Origin of the sequence: Rhizobium croatiense, assembly GCF_019793465.1 — a bacterium.
Lineage (GTDB): Bacteria > Pseudomonadota > Alphaproteobacteria > Rhizobiales > Rhizobiaceae > Rhizobium > Rhizobium croatiense.
The window spans coordinates 49,391-71,702 of the sequence record NZ_JAILYJ010000004.1 but is presented as its reverse complement, the minus strand read 5'-3'; the positions used below and the strand labels follow the sequence as shown (position 1 = coordinate 71,702).

22 protein-coding genes and 1 pseudogene are annotated in these 22,312 nt (G+C 60.7%); 6 read left to right on the top strand and 17 right to left on the bottom strand.

Annotation, left to right across the window (positions count from 1 at the left end):
* Nucleotides 1-137: 137 nt before the first annotated feature.
* The 13 genes and pseudogenes from K6M89_RS08310 to K6M89_RS08250 all read right to left on the bottom strand — a co-directional run bounded on the left by K6M89_RS08310 (nt 138) and on the right by K6M89_RS08250 (nt 14,130).
* Nucleotides 138-776, bottom strand: coding sequence for a hypothetical protein (locus K6M89_RS08310; RefSeq protein ID WP_222139087.1), 639 nt, complete (start codon nt 774-776; stop codon nt 138-140).
* A gap of 441 nt (nt 777-1,217) precedes the next feature.
* A complete protein-coding gene (locus K6M89_RS08305; protein WP_222139086.1) occupies nt 1,218-2,156 on the bottom strand; it encodes a sialate O-acetylesterase in 939 nt (312 codons plus the stop codon).
* Between the two features lie 467 nt (nt 2,157-2,623).
* The gene (locus K6M89_RS08300) at nt 2,624-2,962 is read right to left on the bottom strand and encodes a slr1659 superfamily regulator (protein WP_010030401.1); all 339 of its coding nucleotides are present in this window, start codon (nt 2,960-2,962) and stop codon (nt 2,624-2,626) included.
* 7 nt (nt 2,963-2,969) lie between these two features.
* Complete coding sequence (locus K6M89_RS08295) at nt 2,970-3,530, bottom strand: slr1658 superfamily regulator (RefSeq protein ID WP_097584236.1); 561 nt, start codon at nt 3,528-3,530, stop codon at nt 2,970-2,972.
* Between the two features lie 3 nt (nt 3,531-3,533).
* Nucleotides 3,534-5,894, bottom strand: coding sequence for a SpoIIE family protein phosphatase (locus tag K6M89_RS08290; RefSeq protein WP_222139085.1), 2,361 nt, complete (start codon nt 5,892-5,894; stop codon nt 3,534-3,536).
* Nucleotides 5,891-7,063, bottom strand: coding sequence for a class I SAM-dependent methyltransferase (locus tag K6M89_RS08285; protein WP_222139084.1), 1,173 nt, complete (start codon nt 7,061-7,063; stop codon nt 5,891-5,893). The genes K6M89_RS08290 and K6M89_RS08285 overlap by 4 nt, the downstream gene beginning before the upstream one ends.
* Nucleotides 7,060-7,566, bottom strand: a complete 507-nt coding sequence (locus tag K6M89_RS08280) for a hypothetical protein (protein WP_222139083.1) — start codon at nt 7,564-7,566, stop codon at nt 7,060-7,062. The genes K6M89_RS08285 and K6M89_RS08280 overlap by 4 nt, the downstream gene beginning before the upstream one ends.
* A 75-nt stretch (nt 7,567-7,641) precedes the next feature.
* Complete coding sequence (locus K6M89_RS08275; RefSeq protein WP_097584242.1) at nt 7,642-9,291, bottom strand: putative bifunctional diguanylate cyclase/phosphodiesterase; 1,650 nt, start codon at nt 9,289-9,291, stop codon at nt 7,642-7,644.
* Between the two features lie 226 nt (nt 9,292-9,517).
* Nucleotides 9,518-10,302 (bottom strand): annotated as a pseudogene (locus K6M89_RS08270) (sugar phosphate isomerase/epimerase).
* Between the two features lie 34 nt (nt 10,303-10,336).
* The gene (locus tag K6M89_RS08265; RefSeq protein ID WP_222139082.1) at nt 10,337-11,542 is read right to left on the bottom strand and encodes an NAD(P)/FAD-dependent oxidoreductase; all 1,206 of its coding nucleotides are present in this window, start codon (nt 11,540-11,542) and stop codon (nt 10,337-10,339) included.
* Between the two features lie 76 nt (nt 11,543-11,618).
* Nucleotides 11,619-11,930, bottom strand: a complete 312-nt coding sequence (locus tag K6M89_RS08260) for a MocE family 2Fe-2S type ferredoxin (protein WP_222139081.1) — start codon at nt 11,928-11,930, stop codon at nt 11,619-11,621.
* Nucleotides 11,927-12,961, bottom strand: a complete 1,035-nt coding sequence (locus tag K6M89_RS08255) for a sterol desaturase family protein (protein ID WP_222139080.1) — start codon at nt 12,959-12,961, stop codon at nt 11,927-11,929. Before K6M89_RS08255 ends, K6M89_RS08260 begins: the two co-directional genes overlap by 4 nt.
* A 167-nt stretch (nt 12,962-13,128) precedes the next feature.
* Nucleotides 13,129-14,130 carry a LacI family DNA-binding transcriptional regulator gene (locus K6M89_RS08250; RefSeq protein ID WP_222139079.1) on the bottom strand — a complete coding sequence of 334 codons (1,002 nt, stop codon included), beginning with the start codon at nt 14,128-14,130 and terminating at the stop codon, nt 13,129-13,131.
* 241 nt (nt 14,131-14,371) lie between these two features.
* Between K6M89_RS08250 and K6M89_RS08245 the strand changes: the two genes are divergently transcribed.
* Both K6M89_RS08245 and K6M89_RS08240 read left to right on the top strand, forming a co-directional pair.
* Nucleotides 14,372-15,064: a type 1 glutamine amidotransferase domain-containing protein gene (locus K6M89_RS08245; protein WP_222139078.1), complete on the top strand. Its 693-nt coding sequence runs from the start codon at nt 14,372-14,374 to the stop codon at nt 15,062-15,064.
* A gap of 142 nt (nt 15,065-15,206) precedes the next feature.
* Entirely contained in the window at nt 15,207-15,650 is a 444-nt protein-coding gene (locus K6M89_RS08240; RefSeq protein ID WP_222139077.1) for an SRPBCC family protein, read from the top strand.
* A gap of 112 nt (nt 15,651-15,762) precedes the next feature.
* On the opposite strand, the gene K6M89_RS08235 is transcribed toward K6M89_RS08240, so the two are convergent.
* The 3 genes from K6M89_RS08235 to K6M89_RS08225 all read right to left on the bottom strand — a co-directional run bounded on the left by K6M89_RS08235 (nt 15,763) and on the right by K6M89_RS08225 (nt 17,292).
* Nucleotides 15,763-16,692 (bottom strand): hypothetical protein, encoded by a 930-nt coding sequence (locus K6M89_RS08235; RefSeq protein ID WP_222139076.1) that lies wholly within the window; start codon nt 16,690-16,692, stop codon nt 15,763-15,765.
* A gap of 262 nt (nt 16,693-16,954) precedes the next feature.
* Nucleotides 16,955-17,128, bottom strand: a complete 174-nt coding sequence (locus K6M89_RS08230; protein ID WP_097584329.1) for a hypothetical protein — start codon at nt 17,126-17,128, stop codon at nt 16,955-16,957.
* Nucleotides 17,125-17,292, bottom strand: a complete 168-nt coding sequence (locus tag K6M89_RS08225) for a hypothetical protein (protein ID WP_222139075.1) — start codon at nt 17,290-17,292, stop codon at nt 17,125-17,127. Before K6M89_RS08225 ends, K6M89_RS08230 begins: the two co-directional genes overlap by 4 nt.
* Here K6M89_RS08225 and K6M89_RS08220 point away from each other — a divergent pair.
* Nucleotides 17,285-17,485 (top strand): hypothetical protein, encoded by a 201-nt coding sequence (locus K6M89_RS08220; RefSeq protein WP_009992991.1) that lies wholly within the window; start codon nt 17,285-17,287, stop codon nt 17,483-17,485. The two genes, K6M89_RS08225 and K6M89_RS08220, sit on opposite strands and share 8 nt — an antisense overlap.
* Nucleotide 17,486: 1 nt before the next feature.
* Nucleotides 17,487-17,696 (top strand): hypothetical protein, encoded by a 210-nt coding sequence (locus K6M89_RS08215; RefSeq protein WP_010033227.1) that lies wholly within the window; start codon nt 17,487-17,489, stop codon nt 17,694-17,696.
* Nucleotides 17,697-17,954: 258 nt separating this feature from the next.
* Here the strand turns inward: K6M89_RS08215 and K6M89_RS08210 are convergent, their stop codons facing one another.
* Nucleotides 17,955-18,872, bottom strand: a complete 918-nt coding sequence (locus tag K6M89_RS08210) for an SDR family oxidoreductase (RefSeq protein ID WP_222139074.1) — start codon at nt 18,870-18,872, stop codon at nt 17,955-17,957.
* A 91-nt stretch (nt 18,873-18,963) separates the two neighbouring features.
* On the opposite strand from K6M89_RS08210, the gene K6M89_RS08205 reads away from it, so the two are divergent.
* A complete protein-coding gene (locus K6M89_RS08205; RefSeq protein WP_222139073.1) occupies nt 18,964-19,833 on the top strand; it encodes a helix-turn-helix transcriptional regulator in 870 nt (289 codons plus the stop codon).
* Nucleotides 19,834-20,205: 372 nt separating this feature from the next.
* Nucleotides 20,206-22,215 carry a BTAD domain-containing putative transcriptional regulator gene (locus K6M89_RS08200; RefSeq protein ID WP_222139072.1) on the top strand — a complete coding sequence of 670 codons (2,010 nt, stop codon included), beginning with the start codon at nt 20,206-20,208 and terminating at the stop codon, nt 22,213-22,215.
* Nucleotides 22,216-22,312 lie beyond the last annotated feature (97 nt).

Here is a 22,312-nt window from a genome sequence, read left to right as displayed (position 1 = left end):
GCAGTCCAGCTTTGGGGCCCGCTTGTGAGTTGGCAAAAAAATAGAGCATTTCCGAACTCAAACAAAATCGGAAATGCTCTTTATAGTTCGTGCGAAGCTATTCCGGTGGCTTCGCACCGCTCGCAACTCACTCGTGGCTATTCATCTGACGTCGTCGACGCGGCGTTCTCGAGCGAGGTGCGGATCTGATCAATCTTGCCGTCGGCTTCGCCAACGCCGAGAATGGTCTTGGCTTCGTCCAGAACCGCCGGGCTGACCTCGCCGGTTTTGGTGGCGGAAGCCAAGGCATCCTCCAGCGCCGCATCGCCCAGCACGGGGTCGTCGGCTGCGGGCTCGATTCCGTTGTCGAGCTCATACTGGGCGTAGGCCACGGCGTAGGCCGAAATGGCAGCCATGCGCGGGTCCGATGTGTTCATCAGCGCCCGGTAATTCCGTTTCAAGGAATTCAGGCCCTTAAGCTGCGCCGACAGGTTCTTCTCTTTCGTGCTTTTGGCTGCGGTGTCTGTCTTGCCGGATTTGTTCTTGCCGGCTGCCTCTGACGATTTGCCTCTCACGGATTGCGATTTGGAACTGCCATGATTTGAACCGCTGTTCTGGCCGCCACCATTTCCGTTGCCGCCGCCATGACCGCCGCCGTTGCCGCCCCCGCCACCATTGCCGCCGCCGTTTCCGCCGTCCTTTGCAAGTGCAGCCATGTCCACCCCGACAATCGTTGCCGGGCTTGCTGCAAGCGCCAGCGAAAGCACGGCCAGGGACGCTAAGGTTGCTATCCGCATCGTTTTCCTCCGAATGAGACCATCAGATGCCGTGCACTGCACGACGTGAGCTGACTTGAAAGATAGATTGCTGTCGCGCGTTGCACATCGGACTGAGGTCCAGTCCAGGATAGCGGCTATGGTCCTAGATGAAGCCCAGCCGCGCCGCGCCGGCCACAGTGGCCGAAGCTCGCGAAGGCGTGAAAACATAGGCCTGAGGTCTTAAGTCGAGTAGATCTCAACCCAAAACAGGCTCCGTAGTAGGATTAGTAAGTTCAGGTAAATTGAAGTTTTTCCGAACAATGTCATCCTTATACCTGCCGCTCCCGTCGGTACGGCATCGCTGATTAAGGCGGTATCAGCTGGTACGAAATGCCCCGCCCTGGCGGGGCATTTCGCTGTTCGGACTCCGGCACTGCAGGAAGGTTACGCGCGGATCTGGGGGTGAAATCGCTGACAAGACTATCGCGAGCTTTCCAGCCGGCGATCGCCGCGCAGAAGGTTCAGCCAGGCCTCCGACAGCTTCTCCGCGCCTGAGCCCCCGATATGGCAGTCGTCGTAGCGGTCGTCTCCATCGAGCAACGCGTCGGTATTTACGCCCTCTCGGATACCGTGGCCGCTTTTTGACAGGGCCAGTTGCGCCCGTACGATCGCATTGTCCGGAATATGCTCCTTGAAGCCGCCGTTGCTCGGTTCGAGGCATTTCGATGCGATCGAAATGTAAACAGGTGCTTCGACGCCGTGCTGGCGCAATGTGTCGACCATCGACAGGAAGTGCTTCTCATAGGCCTCCGCAGTGGTGCCCAAAACGAGGTCTGCCTCTCCTTGCACCCAGAGGACGCTCGTTATCCGATAGCCGGAATCCTGAAGCTGTTTCATTGTATCGACTAGCACGGGATTGAGGTCACCGCCTGCCGCCCATCGTGCGACCTCGGATCCGGAATATGCGAGAGGTGCGAGGATGACCTTGTCATTTTGCCCCGATGCGATCAGGTGGTTCCCGAGGAGCGTCCAGTACTCTCCCTTGGTATCGGTCGCTCCAAGCAGTGGCGACGCCGCGATGAAGCACCGTTTGTCAAAAGCGTTTAAAACGCGATCGCCATAATTTGACCGGTGCCGTTGTCCACCGTCGTTGGCCGCGTTCGATTGGCCAAGAATGAGTAAGACAGCAGTTCGCTCGGTTTGCGTCGGGCAGGTCACAAGCGTTTTTGTTTCATCCCCGATCAGTCGTTCTCTGTCGTCGAAAGTATAACGGCTTGGAGGCGCCGCCTTCTCTCCGCCAACCATTGTCCTCAGCGCGGAAAGTTGCGGCCAAGGATAGATCTCATGTCTCGCGCTCATGCCGCCGAGAAAGTACATGGCGATCAAGGCGGCTAGGCCGACTGCTATTGTATTGCGCATGTCGTTATCTTCTAAACATCATCCGATAACGTGGAGCCTATCGGACCGATCAACGCTGCTTCGACCACGAAGGTTCCTTTACAGCAGCCACATCTGCTTGTTCGGGCATGCTCTTTTTAAAAAGAGTTCGTCGCGAAGATCGAGCCCCATCGACGACTACTTGCACGGAGTCGCCGGAAACCTGTTCTAAACTATAGTCCGGACCGGTGATTGCAATCATCCGGTTGGGTGAGAGATCGTGCCTGCTATGCAGCATGCACTTCCATGGAGACACCCGGTTGCTCGTTCATGGAACGGCGCGCCCTGCGAGAGGGATGGAGAGAGACGGAGAAGTCGCGACTTGTTCCCTTCTCCCCGCGGGCGGGGAGAAGGTGGCGGCAGCCGGATGAGGGGCAGCCCTCGCCGATTTCCCAGGCCCGGATGTCGTGCCATTGCATCCTCCGGGCCGCAATCGGCTTCGCCCCAACTCACGCCAGGCGCAAATCGAGAAGCGGGTGCAACTTCTTCAGATTCGGAAGGGATTTCGCTTGCCAGGGATGTTGGTTGGTGCCCTTCACAATGAGGAGGAGGTCGCCCATTTTTCTGGCTTCGATTGTCAATTTCGCCAGGAGATTGATACCCGAGGAATTGAGGAATTCGAGGCCGGTCAGGTCGAAGGTCACCTGTTTGTGCCCTTCGTGAAGGAGGGTTGTTATTAATGAATAAATCGGTGCATAGGCATCGGGTCCTGCCAGGCGGAACACGCCGTCGAAAAAGACTTCATTCTTTTCCGCCCATACGCGGAAGTTTTCGTCGCTGATTTCCATTCTTTGCTCACAAATTGGAGGAGGGTGGCATCGCCACGGCTGCTGTCGTCGTCAGTATGATCTGCTCGTCGTTATTCTCTTCGAATGTCCATGCCATCCTTGCATCGTAATCGCTCAGAAGGGTGAGCAAACCCAGGCCGGAACCGCTTGCTGACGATATGGCGTTGGTTTCGATTTGCTCAAGAAGCAGAACGCCGGGCTCCTTGGATTGCAGGCGTTGCAGCAGTTGCTGAAAGCGAGATGATGTCGCGCGGTCGATGGCGTTCCGGACTCTGATCAAAAAGCTTCCCTTGACCATGCCGGCTTCGATCAGGATCTCGCCCGGCTGTCGAAATTTCACGGCATTTTCGATCAGCTCGTTGCTGAGATAGCCGATGTCATGATGCGCCTGCAGGTAATCCTTCTTCGAACGGGCATAGGGCAGGGCCATGATCTCGGCGATGAAGTCCGACGTCATTCCCGAATGCCGCCATCCAAGCTGAAGCGGCCCATCGCTCAAGGTGAGGCGAGCGCCTGAATCCAGACTGATGTCTACCAGAGATTCGAGACCGTAGATTTTGGCCGTCATGTCTCACCTATGCCGCACTGCGAGAAGCGTGATGTCGTCGTAGATTTTCTGTGATCCGATGAAGAGCATTAAAGTCGCGACAATTTCCGAAACGACTTTCTCAGCACTCTGATCCTTCAAGCGGAGTGCCTCCCTGCAGAGGCGTTCGATGCCGAACAGTTCTCCCGCGTCGTTTTCGGCTTCCGTCACCCCGTCGGTATGCAGGAGTATCAGGTCGCCTTTCTCGAACGCGATTTCACGGGTCTTGATGAAGTCGGAAATATCGGCTTCCAACCCGATCGGGATGCCGAGATCCATAGTGTCGATGCGTTGAATTTCGCCGTTTGCCCGCACGACGACGACTTCCTCATGCTGTCCTGACAGGATCATGTCTTTGCCGTCATAGTCGAGAAAGGCCAGCGTCAGATGCTTGTCGATCCTGGTCCGCACAATGTTTTTGAACAGGGCGCTGTTCAGATTCGCCAGGAATTCGACGGCGTCGGTATTTCCCGCTTCCTGAAGGGCGCGAGCGACGGATTGGACCATCAGCATCAGCACGCCGCTTTCGAGCCCATGGCCGGTGACGTCGCCAATGCCGATCTTCAACCGCTTGCCGTGCTTCAAGACGTCGTAATAATCACCGCCGACTTCTTCCGCAGGCCGCATATAGGCTGCGATCTCGATGTCCTGAAAGTCTTCCAGCTCCTGTTGCAGCGGAAGAACCATCATCTGGATTCTCTCGGCGACGGCGAGCTCCGTTCCGAGCCGGCGGTTTTCTCGCTGGAGCTGTGCGTTCAGCGCCGAAATCTCTTCCTTCGCATCTTCGATCTGGGCCGTTCGTTCCTCGACGAGCTGCTCGAGATTTTCGGTGTGATAGCTGATCTGTTCGGCCATGCGATTGAAGGCTTCACCGGCCGCACCGACCTCATCCTTGCTCGTTATCGCCACCCTGACGGAATAATCCTGCGCCTGGATCCGCTTGGCGGCACCGGCAAGGGCGCTGATTCCGCTCGTGATGCGTTTCGAAGCCGCAAACACGGCGATCGCCACGATCAGCAGCGACATCAGGATTGCGATGATCTGGTAGATCACGATCCGGTTGGTGGCCTCCGATATCTTGGCCTGGGCGGCATAGAGGGAGGCGTCGATTTCCCGTTCCGGCACAACCACCCCAAGCAGCATCGCCTCTTGCCGAACCGGGCCGCTGGACCAGAGATTGGTTGCCGGCAGCTTCTTGACGATGACGATATAGGGAACTTCGTTGCCGTCTCGCTGCAACAGCAGGTGCTGGATGCCCTGTTCGCGGTCGAGCGCCAGTTTCGCGATCGCAGGCTGTGAGCTTCCTTTCAGCGAACGCTCCAGCCCGGTCACGCCGGTTCCGCTCGCGCCGCTCGCCGAAACCAGGCCGAGCGTCTTTTCGCCTGTGCTGTTGATTGCGACCACGTTGCCGTCGGACATTGCCAGGAAGCCGAAGCCGGACTGGGCGACTTTGACATTTTCCACCGTCTGGGCGAGCTGGTCGAGCGTAATGTCGGCGCCGGCCGTCCCGGCGACACCCTGCCTGTCGGCGGTCCAGAGCGGATGAAAGAAACTGACGATCAGCTTGCCGGTGATGGCATCGGTATAGGGCGCCGTCTGGGTGATGTCGTCGGCGACCGGCCGCGTTTTCGCGTCCCTGGCCCAGCTTTGCCAGGACTCATAAAGGCCGGGGAAAAAGAATTCCCAGAAATCGGCCTCGTTGTGCCCGGGGTAGAGGCGATCGAATGTCTGGGCCTGGTCGGTGTAGGGCGCCGTCCTGAAGATCGGTCGTTCCTTCGGTCCGATATAATACATTTGCAGCTTTGAAGCGCCGTGCTGCAGCAGGCTCGGTGCAACCAGGTCGAGAACCGCGCTTGTCTCTATATCGCGCGCAACGTCGGGCGTCGGCTGTTGGTCCTGTCCGAGCAGGTAACCCCAGACGCTGACGACCGAGGCGGAGCCGGGCGCGTTCTGAGACCATTTCCCCTTCTCGTCGTAAGACAGGCTGACGCTGCCGGGCGACGTGCGGGCGATCGCCGTGCCGACGTCGGAATTGCGGACGGGATTGTCGATCTGTGCCTGCAGCACGCCCGCCAGCGTGTCGACGTCGTTGTGAACCTGCCGCAGCAGCAAATTCACCTGGGCCGCGGTCGAATCGGCATAGGTGCGGATGTATTCCTGGCTTGCGGCTTCAAGACCCTGGCCGACTTCGAGCGTTGCATCGCGCGACAGCCTCTGAACGTTCCAAAGTGCCAGGCCACCGCTGACCAGCAGGTCAAAAAGAACGGCGCCGCCGACGACCAGGATGAACTTTGCTCGAAACGAGCGCAGTCCCACCGGTCTCTTCGATACGTGTCCATCCATCACAGTGGCTTTCGACCAGAGGCTGCCCAGATCGGCCAGCCTGCATAACCCTTGGGGTGAAGAGCGGCAAAGACGTGATCCTTGAATCCCTGCCGGAATCGGCGAATGAAATCCGCCGAGTCGCCGCGGCGCACTGCCATCTCGCCGGCATAGACATTTTCCCAGGCTTCGATGATGTCGGCGAAGTCCTGCGGATCGCCGTCCAGATTCGTCACCATGAAGCAGTCGACCTTGATGTCTTCGAAGCCGGCGTTGAGGAGAAGATGGCGGCTTTTCGGTCCCATCTCGACATCCATGTCGAAGTGGCTGAACAGTTTGGCGACTTCCTCGTAAGTCCATTTAATCGAGTCGGCATGCGGCTCGCCGAGGCAATGCGAATTCTTTTCGTTGGTGATGTAGACCCGGCCGCCGGGCTTGCAGATGCGATAAAGCTCCCGCAGCAGCATTTCGGGGCGGTCGAAAATCTGCAGCGAGTGCCGGCAGGTGACAAAGTCGAACTGATCGTCTCGAAGCAGCATCTGGGAAGCGTCGCCATAGGTGTATTCGATGCCTTGCAGATCGAAGCCGGCAGCGACCTTGCGGGCATAGTCGAGACTGCGCACGGAATGATCGAGCGCGACAAGGCGCGCCGGCTTGAATTCCCGCTGAACCAAACCCGCAAAATCACCGATGCCGCAGCAGATATCCGCCATGGCGACACCGCTGCGCAGACCGTGGCGCGGCAAGAGTTCGCGTTCGTGCCTCCACGTCATTTTCGTCTGCGTGCGCAGGATGGGAATGAAAGACTCGTCCTCGACAAAGCTCTGGCCGGGATAAAACGCCGAATCATAGACTTCGACCGACAGGTTCGGCAGCGATGCCGCCAGCATTTCGAACAGCGAAGCAGACCATGCCATCACGCTCGAGGTAACGATCTTGATCTTCCGTTCCGGCCTCGTTCTGCAGCCGGCGGCGAGGATATCGTACAGAGCGGTGAAGGCCGTCATGTTGATGTGCGTCAGACGTTTGACGTTGAGGTAAACGATGCCGCTGTATTTTTCCAAACTCTGCCGCACCAGCTCGAGCGCATCGGCAATCTCTGCGGCACTTTCGGGCCGCATCTTGCCGGACAGCACGACCTCCTGATTTGTCGGATCAAACCGCACGGTGAAGGGCATGGAAAGCATGCTCATTGAAAATCCTCGGCCGAGGGGAAATCGGCAATGATGCCGATCCTGTCCGCGCCGTCTTTCTCGATGTGGATGGCGGCGCCGAATATTGTCGCCAAATTGTAGAGCAAAGCCTCATCGGACTTCGTCACCGGGTGATCGGGCCTGGAGTTAGGGCCAGGCTGGATTTTGCGTGATCCTGCCTTCACGTGTTTGCGGCGAAACTCCTCATCGCAAGGAAACGTAATTCGCAGCCGATTGTACGTCGCGCTGCGGGCGAGGCTGAAACTTATCGTGCCCCGTCCGTTCGTCGCACGAAAAGCGAGTTCGATCAGCTCGTTTGCCGCGACTGAAAGAAAGTTGGCGTACCGAGCGGGATCGCTGTGACCCTGGCCGAGAATGTCGGAGAGATATTCGGTAATCTCGTCGCAATACTGCCATTGAGATTTGAACACCGCAACGTTCATTTCCAGCGATACCATTGGCACAAATGCGTGGTCGTCGAAGCGGGATGCTTCCTCTTCCAATACACCCTCCGTTCGTCGGTCTGGAGCGTCAGATTTGCATGCGATCTAAAAGCACGGCGAAAAATCCGTAAAGCACTATTGTCGAGCGTGGATCTTTGATCCATCCGCCCGGGTAATGAAGTCGTCAATTGCCTCTACGCCAAGCGGCCTGCTCACCAGATAGCCCTGCAACCTGTCGCAGCCGACGCTGTGCAACCATTCCGCCTGACCCGGCGTCTCGACCCCCTCGGCCGTCACCTGCATGTCGAGGTCATGTGCGAGGTTCACGATGCAGCGGACGATTGCCTGGCTCTTCAGATCGGTTTCGAGATCGGTGATAAAGTATTTGTCGATTTTGATCGTATCGAAAGGAAATGTTTTCAGATAGCTCAGGGACGAATATTCCGTCCCGAAATCATCCAGCGAAATTCGAATGCCCAGCACGTTGAGAGTGTTCAGGGTGTCGACGTTGTTGACGGTGCGCTCGAGCAGCACGCTTTCGGTTATTTCGAGCTCCAGACGTTCGGGCGGAAGTCCGACCAGGTCCAGTGTCTGGGAAATCCGGTCGGTGAGGCCGCTTGTCAGGAATTCCGCCGCTGACAGATTGACGGCGACGAGGTAGTTTTCCGGCCACTTCATCGCCTCATGGCATGCCTGCTCCAAAACCCACGCGCCGATCTCCGGCATCATTCCATCCGCCTCGGCCATCGGAATGAATGACGCAGGCGGAATCTTTCCGAGCAGGGGATGATGCCATCTCAGCAATGCTTCGAAGCCGACGATGCAGCCGCCCTCGGCGATAGGCTGGTATTCGACATAGAATTGCTGTTGGACCAGGGCCATGCGCAGGCTGCGGCGCAGCAGTTCCCGTTGCTCCAGCAATTCGAGCATTGCCGGGTCAAAGGCCCTTGCCCGACCGCGCCCCTCTTTCTTGGCGGTGTAGAGTGCGAGGTCGGACGCCTTCATAAGCTCCTCCGGAGTTGTCCCGTCCGTTGGAGCCGTGGAGATGCCGATGCAGGTGCCGACAAAGACTGCGATGCCGTTTATCGTAAAGGGCTTTTTGAACGCAGCAACCAGATCCTCCGCCAAACGGTGCGCTTTGGCCGGTTGTCCCGAGCCCACTGATATCACCGTGAATTCATCGCCGGCCAGCCGATAGGCTCTGTCATCGCTGGAAAGGCAGGCAAGAATACGCCTTGCCGCCGATTGAAGAAGCTTGTCGCCGGCGGCATGCCCGAGCGTGTCGTTGACGGGTTTGAAATCGTCAAGGTCGAGCTGCATCAACGACAGAGTCTCGTTGGAGGCCGTGTTTTCCTGCAACAGAGTGGTCAGATCTTCGCTGAACTGGCGCCGGTTCGGCAGTCCAGTCAGCGGATCATGGGTTGCGAGATGTAAAAGCGTTGCGCGTTCATCGTCAACCGGTCCCTCGGATCGGACCACGGCGAACAGGTCGCCGATTCGGTAGATCGTCAGGCCGTGTGAATCGGGGGCGCCGAGATGGCCCGATATTCGCAGCGGCTTGCCGCTATCATCCAGTGAACGGAATGCGAGTGTAACTGCTGATTTGTCCAGCTCCGGAAAATGCTCCCAGAAGGAGGCGGCCGGTTTGACGGACGGGGGCAGCGCATTGCCGTGCAGATCCTCGATGGGATTGAAATCGCGGTCAAAGAACAAGAGCCGGTCGATCAAGCTCGAAGCTTCTGCCTCCGGCTTTCCGAGGGCTAAACGGGCAGCAGGTTTCCGCATGTAGGAGGCTCTCCTTATCGAATATCCTACCAGATATTATAGCAACTCTACTCCCGCACAACTTGTGCTCGTTAAGATTTACATTAGGCATTTCTGATTAACAATCCCCAAAACTCCGTCCCGGCCTGTTCGCCGCTGTGGACGGCCGCACCGATGAGACGGAGTCGATCTCCGGCATTGAGAAGCTGCCGCAAGCGGCGGGGGAGAGAAGGAATTAGAGCCGTTCTTAGGCATCCCACTGCTCACGCACCATCTGGCGCAGTGCCAGTGCGTCGGCCCATCTATCGGTCGAATCGTTGCCGTCTCTGCCGGTGGTCGCATAAGGTTTGGGACCCAGCTCGCAGGTGAAAACCAGCTCGGCGTCATCGGCGGCGTGGGATCGCCAATGGCGAAAACCGTAGTCCGACCATTGCAGGAAGAGATAGACCCAGGGCCGGTGGTGCTGAAAAGTACTTTCGATCTGCACCTGTTCGCGGGACGCGACGCGGCCGTGGAATGCGCGGGCATTCCGCAGGATGCGCCGGATATGGGAGTGGTTTTCCTCATCGACCGGAAAGGCGAATTCGCGGCCGACCAGGAAATGCGACAGATCGGCCGACAGCGGCAGTTCGGGGCGCCGGTCGAGCAGATCCAACGTGAAGAACAGGTCCGTCGTCATCCGGTCGCGATGAGTTTCGATGAATACCGATGCCGGCATCTTCGGCGAGCCGCATCCAGCCGTCGAGGAGCGGCAGGCAAGCCTCGACGCGGCGGAGGCGGAGATCAGGCTGCAGGTCGAGTGGCTGACGGGAAAGGTCGCGGCAAGCTCCGGCGGCAGCCGCAGATCCTCGACCGGCGGGGAAAGCAGACCGCCTCGATCTTCAGCCCACTGCCTCGGAGCGTCTCGTTCAGCAAAACGACATCCGGGCGGTTGGTGTAATGCGCGCTGATGCCGTCGAAGCCCGCCTGGCGGATCATCGCGATGTTCTCGTCGAGTGTGCGCTCGAATCCGTCCGTGTGCCGGCGCTCCATGGCCCAGAGCGACTGGAAGATCACAGCTTCTGGGTCATGCGGTCCGCGCGCTTTTCAGAAGCATCTTGAGGTTGACGCCCGGATCGGCGAGTGCCGAGGGCGAGGGACTGACACCTGCGGCAATCAGCAGCTCGGCAAGCTTGATATCCTTGGCCAAGCCGTTGCCGATGCCAAGGCCGGCGGCCGCCACGAGGCGGCCATCGACGAGATAGAATTCGAGCTCGCCCGCCGGCATCAAACACCGGACAGGCTGATGAGCGGGCTGCGGCTGTCCCGCCACCTGCAGGCCCAGATCGTACTGGTCGGACCAGAACCAGGGAATGGCGGCAAACGCCTCGGCGGTGCCGGTCATGTTGCGCGCCGCGGTCTCGGCCTGCGTTCTGGCGTTGCGCCAGCTTTCATAGCGGATATGTCCTCCACCCGGTTGGGCGACCGCCGCGCAATCGCCTGCCGCATAGATGTTCGGTGCGCTGGTGCGAAGATAGGCATCCGTCAGAATGCCATTGCCGGTGGCCAGTCCCGCCGCCTCCGCCAGGGCGATGTCAGGCAGAACCCCAATGGCGCTGACGACGAGATCGGCAGGCACCACGCTGCCGTCGGTCAGGGTGACTCCATCGTCGCCGATTGCCTCCACACCGCGATCGAGATGGAAACGCACCCCTTCGGCGACATGTCGGGCATGCAGCTTTTCGGCAAAGCGGGCAGGAACGGCGCGGCCCAAAGGTTTCGGCGCGGCTTCGATCACGCTGACCGCAACGTTTCTGCCGCGAAGGACCGCCGCGAGTTCCATGCCGATCAGGCCGGCGCCGATGATCGCGACGCTCCTGTCGGGGGCGATATTGGAGAAGATGGCCTCGGCGTCGGCATGGGTGCGGAAGTCGAGTGCGCGCTCCGCGCCGGGGCAGGAAAGCCGTTTCGGCCGTGCGCCGGTGGTCAGAAGCAGCTTTTCATAGCGCAATATCCGACCGTCGCTTACCGTCACGGTGGCGGCCTCGGCATCCAGCCTCGTGGCCGACAAACCCTTGAGATAGGTGATGCCGGCTGCTGCCAGCGCATCCGCCGCGCAGATCAGCTTCATCTGCACCGCGCCGTCGACGGTTTTCGACAGGGGCGGCCGTTCATAGGGCAGATGGGGTTCGGTTCCGACCAGCGTGACGGATCCGCGATAGCCTGCTTCGCGCAGTGCAAAAGCCGCCCGGGTTCCGGACTCGCCCGCGCCGATGATGACGATACCATCCATGCTGTTCTCCCCTGGGGCGCCGGGCCACCCGCTTCTCCTCCCGGAAGCCCCATCGGGCCTGTCCGATGCGCGTGAGCTAGCCGACAGCCACGCGAATCTCCCCGTCGATCACCTCCGCCGGATAGGTTTTCAGATTTTCGCAGGCCGGCAGCCGCAGGGCCTCGCCGGTGCGGTAGTCGAAGGCGCCGGAATGTTTCGGGCATTCCACCTCGAAATCCATGACCAGTCCGTCGGCGAGATGGATCGCCTCGTGGGTGCAGAGACCGGCGGTGCAGTAGACGCTGTCGTCGGGGCCGCGGTAGATCGCGTAGGTACGCCCGCCATGGTCGAAGCGGATGGCGCCTTCCTGTTCGATGTCGTCGAGTCTGCCAGCTGTGATCCAGGTCATTCGGCGGCTCCTTCGACTTCCAGGCGCGCCTTGCGGGCCGCGAGTTTTTCCTTGCGCCGGCGGTAGCGCTCCTGCATCTGCGCCTCACCTTCGGGGGAGCCGTCGTGCCAGGTCCCGAACCATTTATCGAGCGGGATCAGGGCGTCGCCGTAATTCACCTCGAAATATTTGTGGTGGAGGTAATGCGCATAGGCGTGGCTATCGACCAATCCGTCGTTGCCGATCTCGACCTTGTCGAAGCCGACATGGCCGGGAATTGCCCCGAAACCGGCATAATGCAACTGGTAGAGCATGATGATGGGGTTGGACGGCAGGAGGAGATGATAGAAGACCGTGCCGAAATAGAGCAGGTGCTCGATCGGATGCATCGACAGCGACGACCAGGGCGAGGGGTTGACCGAATTGTGGTGGACCGAGTGCACCCATTTGTAGAGGAAGGGCGTGTGGATGAGCCGGTGGATGCAGAAGAAGTGGAATTCGTGGATAACAGGAACCACGAGCGCGACGAGCGCCAGCGTCCAGGGATTTTCCGCAAAGCCGAGCCAGGGCGCATAGCCGTTGGCATAGGCCCAGAGCATGCCGACCTCGACGGCGGTCCAGATCACCACGCCCGACAGGAAGGTGCGCAGGATGTTGTCGAGGTTCTGGCTCTGGAACCAGAAGGCGCTGTTTTTCTGTTCGGCCGGGAACTTGCTATTGTACTTGAACCGGTTTTCCTGCCGCTTCAGCACGTAGAGATGCAGTTCGAAGGCGCCGTAGAACAGCAAGACCGCGATGGCGTTGACGGCGTAGAGCCAGGCGATCCAGCCAAGGCTCAGCGTCCGCATCGTTTCGACCGGAGGGATGATCCAGGCCCAGTAGGCGAGCGCGGAGGCGGCAAAAATCAGGTTCCAGGGCAGGAAATAATGCGGCAGCCATCTAAGGACCGCCGTCAGCTGCGGCGGGAAGGCGAAGAGCGGCGCGGTCTCGACCGGTCGGTCCGGTGCCCAGTCACCGCGCTTGTTGCGCTTGCCGAATTTCAGATCATCCATCCGCATCTCCTCCGGGCGCCGGACGTCTCCGCGCCTGCACATGTTTTTGCTACATGAGAGCGCCATTTGCGCCTTGATCCGCCGGGTCCTTGCCGCGCCGAACTCTCCCCGATGCGAAACTAGCAGCGGGAGTTTGGAACGACGAAGCCTTCCTTGATCAAATTAGATCAAAGCCCTTCCTTAGTTATCGTGATGAATCGGATTGGTGCCTGGTCCGGTTTGATATCGGTCAGGCCGATGCGGTGCAGAACGAGATCGAGCGCCCGGCGCGCCTGCGCCTCCGGCGCCTGGTCGAGCACCACGTCCATGACACCGTCCAGCAAGGCCGCGCGCGTATAGTCGGTCAATTCGTGCCCGACGAAAAACACCTCGCGACCGCCAGGATGCCTGCGTAGCACCTCGATCAGGGCGGAATTGGCGCCGCCGGCATTGTAGAGCCCGGCAAGGTCGGGATACATCTCCAGAGCCGACCACAGCCGGTCGGCGCTGGCGCGCTCCTCGTCGCCGCCGAACCCCAGCCACGCGAAGCTGGAGACACCGGGATGATCGCGAAAATAATCCGAAAAGCCGCGGATCCGATCGCGATGCACCTGATAGATCGGATGGCAGATCGCCACGACAGGTCCCCTCCGACGCGCCATTCGGCTGATATAGAGCGCGGCCGTCCGGCCGGCGGCGGCGTTGTCGATACCGATGAATTCGCCGACGCGCTCGGAAGCGCGGGTGACGACGTGGACGACGGGCAGGCCTTGCGAATTTACCTTCTCCACCGCGGCGCTGATCAAGGGGCTGCTCGGCACTGCCAGGATCAGGCCGGCGCGCGGAAGGTCGGTGGACAGGATACGTCGCGAGATCGCCTCGGCATTCATCTCGTCGGTGAAATTGCGATGCACGACGACCAATGGGTCGAGGGTCGCCGCAATTCTTTCGAAGGCGAGGGAAAGGCGGCGATAGAAGCTCGTTTCCGGACGCACCATCAGCACTTCTATCCGGAGAAGGCCGCGATGGGCGTCGGGAAGCTTGCGTGGGTAATCCAGGCTGCGCGCGGCGGATATGACCTTCTCGACCAGCTCCGGGCGCACACCGCCGCGCCCGTTCAGGACCCTCTCGACCGTGGCGGTTCCGACGCCGGCGTGGCGGGCGATATCCCGATAATTCGGCTTGCTCATTTCCAACGTCCCCGGACGCTTGCGCGACATCGGCGATCGTATGCGCAAGCTGTCATTCTTCATACACCTCAGCCTGAAAACTCACAGCGGTATTCGGGCGGATCCAGTCGAGGCCAGGAGGCTTGTGTCGCGGGGGCGGCCGATCTATGATTTCGGCATTCAGCATGAGATTGCAGGCAGTATTTCACCGTTGAACGGACGCGGAAGGCTTTGTCCGCCGGCCGGGCCGAAGGAGCTGGCAATGAAAATTCTCATGGTTCTCACATCGCATGATCAGCTGGGAAATACCGGCAAGAAAACGGGCTTCTGGCTCGAGGAGCTTGCTGCTCCTTATTTCGTCTTCCGTGATGCCGGGGCCGAGGTCGCGCTCGCTTCGCCAAAAGGAGGCCAGCCGCCGCTCGATCCGAAGAGCAACGAGCCGGCGTTTCAGACGGAAGACACGCGGCGCTTCGAACAGGATCCGGCCGCCACAGCCGCGCTCGCCAATACGCTGCGACTGTCCGACATCGACCAGGCCGATTATAACACCGTGTTCTTCCCCGGCGGCCATGGCCCACTCTGGGATCTGACAAACGACCGCAACGCCCACGCGCTGATCGAGGAGACGCTAGCGGCAGGCAAGCCGCTGGCGCTCGTCTGCCACGCGCCGGGGATCCTGACCAAGGTCAAGGCGCCGGATGGCGAGCCGATCGCCAAGGGGCGGACCGTCACCGGCTTCACCAATTCCGAGGAGGCTGCCGTGCAACTCGTCGAGGTCGTGCCCTATCTGCTCGAAGACGTGCTGAAGGAGCAGGGGGCCAAGTTCTCAGCGACGGAGGACTGGGCGGTGCACGTCGTCCAGGACGATCAGTTGATCACCGGACAGAACCCCGCCTCGTCGAAGCAGGCCGCACGGCTGCTGCTCAACGCGCTGGGCAATCAGGCCGCAGCCTGACGCGCAGGGAAAAACGTGTCGGCGGCGCGGCGCAATTCAGTTTCGCGTGATTTTTCTCGAAGAAAAGATTGGTTCCCTGTCGGGTCGGCGACGGTTTATCCGTCCTTAGCTCGTTCATTCCGTCCACAAAAGGATCACCATCATGCCAAGCACCATACGCCTGCACCGCGTTTTCGCGACCAGCCCGGAAAAGATCTATCGCGCCTTCATCGAGGCAGACGCCCTTGCCAAATGGCTTCCGCCGAACGGTTTTCTCTGCACCGTGCATCATCTGGAACCGGCCGTCGGCGGCACCTTCAGAATGTCCTTCCGCAACTTCACGACCGGCAACAGCCACGCCTTCGGCGGTGAGTTCCTCGAGCTCGTCCCGGGTGAACGCGTCCGCTACACCGACAAGTTCGAAGACCCGAACCTGCCGGGCGAAATGGACGTCACCGTCACGCTGAAGAAGGTTTCGGTCGGCACCGAGGTGGACATCACCCAGGCCGGCGTGCCCGACGTCATTCCGCCCGAGGCCTGCTATCTCGGTTGGCAGGAATCGCTGCGCAATCTCGCCAAGGTCGTCGAGCCGGACATCAACGAATAATGCGCGTTGCGCCAGATTTGCGAAAGATGGCACACGCGGCGGATTGCTGCGCCTCCTCGCAACCTGGCGCTCTGCCTCTCCTGTCTTCACACGCTACGCGCCTTGAGCTTGTCTAAAGCTCGATGCCGCGGTTCGCCAGCGCCTGGCGCGCCGCCGTCGCGCCCCAGTCCTCGTCGGGATCGCGGCCCTCGATCTCGGTTTCGGCAACTGCCGTTGCTCGGATCAGCGGCACGGAGCCGAAGGGCATGCCGTCGATCCGGCCAGGATCACGGCTGAGGATGATGCGGGTCAGGGGAAGGTAATCCTCCGTCAGCCGGCAGAACAGGATGGCGCCATGTTTTTCAACATCGCAGGCGACGCGGTAGCCGTCGGCCACGAGATCGCCGAGGTTTATCAAAAGGTTTCCCCAGTCGCCGGTCGTGGTCGCATCCAGGGTGGCGGCGCCGAATTCCATGAAGAGTTCGCATTCGACGCCGTTCTCGGGTTCGGAGATGCCGGCCCAGGGTGTGGAGAGACCGTCGGTGGCAAGGATCATCCTTCCCGGCGCATCGATCGCCAGGATCCGGCGGTGCGGACCGAACCACTTGGTCTGGGCGTAGACATTGGCCGTGGCGCGCTCGGCGGCAAAACCTTCGTGCACGGTGCCGCGGCTCTGCCAGAAGGCACGGCGGGCGCTTGCGGCGCGCTGGTAGATCGGGTCGTCGGGGCCGCGCGGCACGATCGCCTGATCGAAACTGGTTTCGATCGTCACCTGCGCCCGCATGAAGGGAAGCGCTGGCTTCTTCCAGCGGATCACCACCGTATTGAAGCGCTCGGTCGCTGCCTTATCCAGTCTTTCGACGACATCACCGATGATGCGCAGCGGATCGCGGGAATCGTCCGACACGGGCTGCCCCGCCGCATCGCGGTACCCGCCCGTGCTTGAGGATTGGCCGGCCTGCATGGTGGTGGCGGTCCATTCGCCGCTGACGGCGGTCGCCGGCGCCTTGGAGAGAACCGGGACAAGTTCCCGGATCGCGTCGTCAATCGAATAGGATCCCACGTCGCCCTCCGCTGTCGGATGATGTCCCGCTGCGGCCGGCCGGCCGCGAGCATAAGCTAGGGCAGGGACGTTGCCGATCAATGACGAGAAGGCCTATCGAGCCGGGCAAGCAGGGCAGTTTGCCAACAGAGGGGAAATGCCTGCCCTCGCTCCAGTAATCGGCTGGAAGAGCCCCGTAGGAGTGCGCCCAGGTCGCTGGGCGCAAAGGATTTATTGAGCGGATGGCCTTATTAACCGGCCAGACGCAGCATCAGCTATCGCTTCAATTGCTCCCATCGTTCGGCCGAGCCTTGGCGCTGTCGTTGCTGCTGTCCGAGGTGGTTTTGCCGTCGGGTTGCTGGCCGAAATAGGTGCCGCCGAGGTGGCCGCCGGCGCTGGTGTTTTTCACCTGCTGTTCGGCGCGTTTCTGAAGATCACGAACGTTGGTCTTGCTCATTTTCGGCTCCATGTTTCAGGGTTGCGACCTCTCACCAACCGATGGGCGGCGACACTGTTCCATATTTTTGCGCCGACCGCTCCCGCCGCGATCTCATAGGGCTGGAACTGTTCCGGCTTTTTGCGGTTCTTCTTACTCAACCAAGGAGAAACGACGATGGGCATGACGACACCCAAGGACGGCGCTCCCGGCACCACCGATCAATCCCCCCGCTGGGAAGGACCGAAGGGCAATAGGCCGCGCGGCTACCTGAAGGCCAAGGACGATCCGGACAAGAACCGCGACGCCAACGACGAAAACAACCGCGACCCTGAAATGAAGGATTTCAGCGACGCGATGAAGCAGAAAGGCGAATGAGATGGGCAATCCCGAGAAAGACGCGGCCGGCCAATTCGCCAAATCCCGGGCCGACCGAAAGGCCAGCGGCGTTGCGAGTGCCAAGCCGACCGTCATCACCGGCTCGGAGGACGCCACGGTCAACCGGAACCCGCCGGGCAAGAAGAAGCCGGAGAAGGATTGGGACATCAACTACGATCCCGCCGAGACGAACGAAGGGCGGATGCGGTAGGGAGACGGGGCGCGCCGGCCTCGTACTTCGAGGTTCGCGGGATGGCACACACCTCTCATCCATAATTCCTGCGGCAGTCACAGGAATCCAGCCACGGCGCGTCCGCGGCGTGAATGACTTCATGGGGCGTTGAGAAAAGTCTTCTGCGCCCAAGGACTTGGGCGCGCTGGGTTCCTGTGACAAGCACAGGAATGAGGCGAGGAAGCGTTCCATCCTTCCTCCCGCCTTCTGGGCATCGTGCACGCAGCCCGCGGCGTCTCAGGACGAGGCTTTTGAGATGGCCTCATGACGATCAAAATACGCCGGATGATCGATGTCCACGAGCAGCCCCGGCTGCTCCGGCTCCCAACCGAGCAGTGCCCGCGTGTGAGCACTCGACGTCGGCACGTCGAAGCCGGCGAACATTCCGAACCAGCCGAAATGCTCTGCGGCCTCTTCCCGCGACAGGGAGATTGCCGGCACGTTCAGCCGCCGCCCAATGAGTTCGGCGATCTCGCGGAAGGGGACGCCTTCTTCTGCGACCGCCAGGAAGGGGCCGCCCGCGGCGCCGCGCTCCAGCGCCAGGCGGTAGACGCGGGCGGCATCGCGGCGGTGCACCGCCGGCCAGCGGTTTTGCCCTTCGCCGATATAGGCGGAGATGCCCGTGCGCCGGGCGACATCGATCAGGATGGGTACGAAGCCGTGGTCGCCATGGCCGTGTACGGAGGGCGGCAGCCGGACGGTGGAGGCGCGAAGCCCACGCGAGGCAAGCGATACCGCGGTGATTTCGGAGGCGCGGGGATAGGTCTCGGTGTTCGGCATCGGCGGATCCTTCTCGGTGCCGATGCGGCCCGGCGCATGGCCGAGGCCTGCCGTGACCAGCAGGGGACGATCCGATCCCTGTAGGGCTTCGCCGAGCGCTTCGATGGCGCGGCGGTCGAGGGCGCAGTTTTCGGCGAATTTCGAGAAATCATGATTGAAGCCGGTGTGGATGACGCCGTCGGCCTCGGCCGCGCCGCGCTTCAGACTTTCCAGATCCTCAAGCGTGCCGCGGTGGACCGCCGCACCGGTGGCCGCCAAATCTTCAGCGCCCTTTTCCGATCGGGTAAGGCCAAGCACCTGATGGCCGGCGGCGATCAATTCGCTGACGACGGCCGAGCCGACCCAGCCTGTGGCTCCGGTGACGAATACGCGCATGTCGATATCTCCGTTTTGGATGGAGACACATATCGATCAATGCTGTATCCTGGTAAAGTAGTGATCTTATCATGGTATAATGGCTAACAGGATGGATGAATTCATCACCTCCGAAAACCGGCTGGGCGCCTATCTCAAGGATCGCCGCGCCAAGCTCGACCCGGCCGCCTTCGGCTTTGCCGGCGAGCGCCGCCGCACGCCGGGCCTGCGTCGCGAAGAGGTGGCGAGCCGCGCCAATATCAGCCCGACCTGGTATACCTGGCTGGAGCAAGGCCGCGGCGGCGCGCCGTCCGCCGACGTGCTCGACCGGATCTCGCGGGCGTTGATGCTGACCGATATCGAGCGCGAGCATCTTTTTCTCATCGGCCTCGGCCGCCCGCCCGGGGTGCGCTATCGCAGGCAGGACGGCGTGACGCCGCGCCTGCAGGGCGTGCTCGATGCGCTGGATCCGAGCCCGGCGCTGATACGCAACGCCATCTGGGACGTCATCGCCTGGAACCGGGCGGCGACGGTGCTTCTGACCGATTACGGCGCATTGCCGCCGGAGGAGCGCAACGTGCTACGCTTCATCTTCCTCGATCCGCGCGTGCGCGCCGCCCAATATGATTGGGAAGGTGTGGCCCGCTTCGTCGTCGCCGCCTTCCGGGTGGATGCCGCCCGCGCCGGTGCCGCCGAACAGGTGAAGCCGCTCGTCGACGAACTCTGCCGCAGGAGCCCGGAATTCCTGGCTATGTGGCGGGACAACGACGTGCGCACCCACGGCGAGGGCGCCAAGCACATCAAGCACCCGGTGCTAGGGCTGCTCTCCTTCGAATATTCGGCGTTTCAGGTGGATGGCCGGCCCGACCTCAGCATGGTGGTGTATAATCCGGCGACGGCGGCGGATGCAGCGAAGATCGAGGGATTGGTGGGCGTCGGGCGGGGGCGGTCGTCTACCTCATCGACATCAGGTTCGTCATAGTTCCTGCCCTGATTTCGAGCGTGGGCCGATCTGGTGTTTGATAACCTATATCATCCAGCTGGTCCCGCGTAAGTTCCCTGACTGCCCTTCGCGTTGCGGCGGCTTGCCATCGCGCCTTCGCTGCTTTTATTGTCGACACGGCGCCTTTCAGCGCCGCTCCGAGCAAGCCTATTCCGACTGCACGGCGCCAGGCGAAAATTTGTATATCGGTCATTGTCGATCTCCGTTGCTGATCATGATCGACCTTGCCAAACCGATGGGCCGCCGCTGTTCGGCTAGGCGTGAACGGCGACGAAAACGCCGTTAAATGCGTGTTAAATCGATCGATCGGGGTGGCGTTTTCGTCGGGCAGTGGACGATTGGAGGCAACTGATGCGCATTCGTTTGCTTGGCGGCCTCGACGTCACGTCCCCTGATGGTGGGCGAATTCGTTTTTCAACGCGCAAGACTTCGCTTCTTTTCGCGGCCCTGGTCCTGGCCGGCCGCCGTGGCCACCGGCGCGAGCCGCTTGCCGAAGCGTTCTGGCCGGGACGTGGCGATGCGCAGGCACGCAATAGCCTGCGGCAGGCGCTCGTCGACATCCGGCGCGCGTTTCCCGGCAGCGGCGATGCTGCGATCCAGATTGAGGGCGATCAGGAAACGGTCGCGCTGAAAGCCGGTTTGCATGAAGTCGACATCTGGATGTTCGATCGCAAGCTTGAGGAAGGCGGCCCTGCCGATCTCGCCTTTGCCGCCGATCTTTATCGCGGCGACGTCCTAGCAAGTTTGGCTATTCCTGAGGAGCTGGACGAATGGTTCGGATCCTATCGAAGCACGTATCAGCGCAAAGCGCTGCAATTGGTGGAGCGGCTGAGCTTCTCCTTGACGGTGGCCGGTTCTGCGCAAGAGCTCGCCTGCGAGGGGCTGGCGGAAAGACTGCTTGTTGCGGATCCCACTGCGGAGCCGTGTCATCGCGCTTTGATGCGGATCCACGTCAATCGAGGTCACGGAAATGCGGCTCTGCGTCAACTCGAATTATGTCGCGCCGCCTTGAAAAAGCATCTCGGCGTCGAGCCCGAGGCGGAGACGAAAGGGCTTGCAACGTCGCTGCGGACAGACAAGGAAACTGACCGTCCGGAGGCAAGCTCATTTCACATCATTCCGCAGCCGCCGGTCCTATGGCCGCAGGCGACGCATTCGGACCGGCCGTCAGTTGCGGTCTTGCCCTTTCACAATCTAAGCGGAGATCAGACGCAGGACTATTTTGCCGACGGGGTCGTCGAGGACATCATTACCAAGCTCGCTCAGTTTCGCCACCTGTTCGTCATCGCCTGTCAGTCGAGTTTTGCCTATCGGGGGGAGGCTGTCGATATACGGCAGATCGGTTTGAATCTGGGTGTGCGCTATGTTGTCGAGGGAAGTGTGCGCAAGGCAGGGGAACGGCTGCGCATCAGTGGACAGCTCATCGATTCCTCAACGGGCCTCCACCTCTGGGCAGATCGCTTCGATGGCTCTCTCGTCGAGATCTTCGATCTCCAAGACCAATTTGCCTCGAGCATTGTCGGCGCCATCGCCCCAAGGGTCGAGGAGGCCGAAATCGAGCGCTCCAAACTCAAGCCGACGGAAAGCCTTGACGCCTACGACTATTATTTGCGTGGCATAGCGGTTCACGACCGAGCGGTGATCAGCAGGGAATCCATCGAGAGCGCCCTGCAACTTTTCATGAAGGCGATCGAACGAGACCAGGCCTTTGCGGCTGCTTATGCTCGCGCGGCGCGCTGCTACGCATCGCGAAAAAGCCACCGATGGATGGCGGATCGCGCGAAAGAAACAGCAGAAGCTACCAGGCTTGCCAAGAGGGCGATTGAACTGGGAAGAGACGATGCAATCGCTCTTTCCTATGGCGGCTATGTTCTCGGATATGTCGGCGGCGATCTCGATGATAGCGCCCTCTGCATCGACCGCGCGCTCCTGCTCAATCCGAACCTGGCCGTGGCCTGGGGTTACAGCGCATGGATAGAGGCTTGCTTGGGGGAGCCGGACAAGGCCATTGAGCGGGCCGCGCAGGCAATGCTGTTAAGTCCGCGCGATCCGCGGCTGTTTGCCTTGGAGTTCAACACAGCACTCGCCCACTTCTGCGCCGGGCGCTATGTGGACGCCATTGGCTGGGCAAGAAAGGCTTTGCGCTCGCAGCCGAATTATGCAAGCGCGATCCGCATCGCGACGGCAAGTTACGCTCTCGAAGAGCGGTCCCGGGAAGCCAAGGAAATGATATCTCGTCTGAGCGAACTTGACCCTACACTACGGCTTTCTAACCTGTCGGACGTGCTGCCGCCTTTTCGGCGGCCAGATGATCGAACCCGCTATATCGAGGGGCTGCGAAGAGCCGGCCTTCCTGAATAACTTCACGGGTCTATCGCGATAAGAAAAACGGCGTCTTTAAATTCCGCATGTCGAAAACCGTAGTTGCGGGACGCAGCCTGAGAGGGCGAAGTCTAAA

What these genes read in the sequence shown, in the direction of transcription:
- K6M89_RS08310 (WP_222139087.1), bottom strand. Translation starts at nt 776, where the DNA reads ATGCGGATAGCAACCTTAGCGTCCCTGGCCGTGCTTTCGCTGGCGCTT.
- K6M89_RS08305 (WP_222139086.1), bottom strand. Translation starts at nt 2,156, where the DNA reads ATGCGCAATACAATAGCAGTCGGCCTAGCCGCCTTGATCGCCATGTAC.
- K6M89_RS08300 (WP_010030401.1), bottom strand. Translation starts at nt 2,962, where the DNA reads ATGGAAATCAGCGACGAAAACTTCCGCGTATGGGCGGAAAAGAATGAA.
- K6M89_RS08295 (WP_097584236.1), bottom strand. Translation starts at nt 3,530, where the DNA reads ATGACGGCCAAAATCTACGGTCTCGAATCTCTGGTAGACATCAGTCTG.
- K6M89_RS08285 (WP_222139084.1), bottom strand. Translation starts at nt 7,063, where the DNA reads ATGAGCATGCTTTCCATGCCCTTCACCGTGCGGTTTGATCCGACAAAT.
- K6M89_RS08275 (WP_097584242.1), bottom strand. Translation starts at nt 9,291, where the DNA reads ATGCGGAAACCTGCTGCCCGTTTAGCCCTCGGAAAGCCGGAGGCAGAA.
- K6M89_RS08265 (WP_222139082.1), bottom strand. Translation starts at nt 11,542, where the DNA reads ATGGATGGTATCGTCATCATCGGCGCGGGCGAGTCCGGAACCCGGGCG.
- K6M89_RS08260 (WP_222139081.1), bottom strand. Translation starts at nt 11,930, where the DNA reads ATGACCTGGATCACAGCTGGCAGACTCGACGACATCGAACAGGAAGGC.
- K6M89_RS08255 (WP_222139080.1), bottom strand. Translation starts at nt 12,961, where the DNA reads ATGGATGATCTGAAATTCGGCAAGCGCAACAAGCGCGGTGACTGGGCA.
- K6M89_RS08250 (WP_222139079.1), bottom strand. Translation starts at nt 14,130, where the DNA reads ATGAGCAAGCCGAATTATCGGGATATCGCCCGCCACGCCGGCGTCGGA.
- K6M89_RS08245 (WP_222139078.1), top strand. Translation starts at nt 14,372, where the DNA reads ATGAAAATTCTCATGGTTCTCACATCGCATGATCAGCTGGGAAATACC.
- K6M89_RS08240 (WP_222139077.1), top strand. Translation starts at nt 15,207, where the DNA reads ATGCCAAGCACCATACGCCTGCACCGCGTTTTCGCGACCAGCCCGGAA.
- K6M89_RS08230 (WP_097584329.1), bottom strand. Translation starts at nt 17,128, where the DNA reads ATGAGCAAGACCAACGTTCGTGATCTTCAGAAACGCGCCGAACAGCAG.
- K6M89_RS08220 (WP_009992991.1), top strand. Translation starts at nt 17,285, where the DNA reads ATGGGCATGACGACACCCAAGGACGGCGCTCCCGGCACCACCGATCAA.
- K6M89_RS08225 (WP_222139075.1), bottom strand. Translation starts at nt 17,292, where the DNA reads ATGCCCATCGTCGTTTCTCCTTGGTTGAGTAAGAAGAACCGCAAAAAG.
- K6M89_RS08215 (WP_010033227.1), top strand. Translation starts at nt 17,487, where the DNA reads ATGGGCAATCCCGAGAAAGACGCGGCCGGCCAATTCGCCAAATCCCGG.
- K6M89_RS08210 (WP_222139074.1), bottom strand. Translation starts at nt 18,872, where the DNA reads ATGCGCGTATTCGTCACCGGAGCCACAGGCTGGGTCGGCTCGGCCGTC.
- K6M89_RS08205 (WP_222139073.1), top strand. Translation starts at nt 18,964, where the DNA reads ATGGATGAATTCATCACCTCCGAAAACCGGCTGGGCGCCTATCTCAAG.
- K6M89_RS08200 (WP_222139072.1), top strand. Translation starts at nt 20,206, where the DNA reads ATGCGCATTCGTTTGCTTGGCGGCCTCGACGTCACGTCCCCTGATGGT.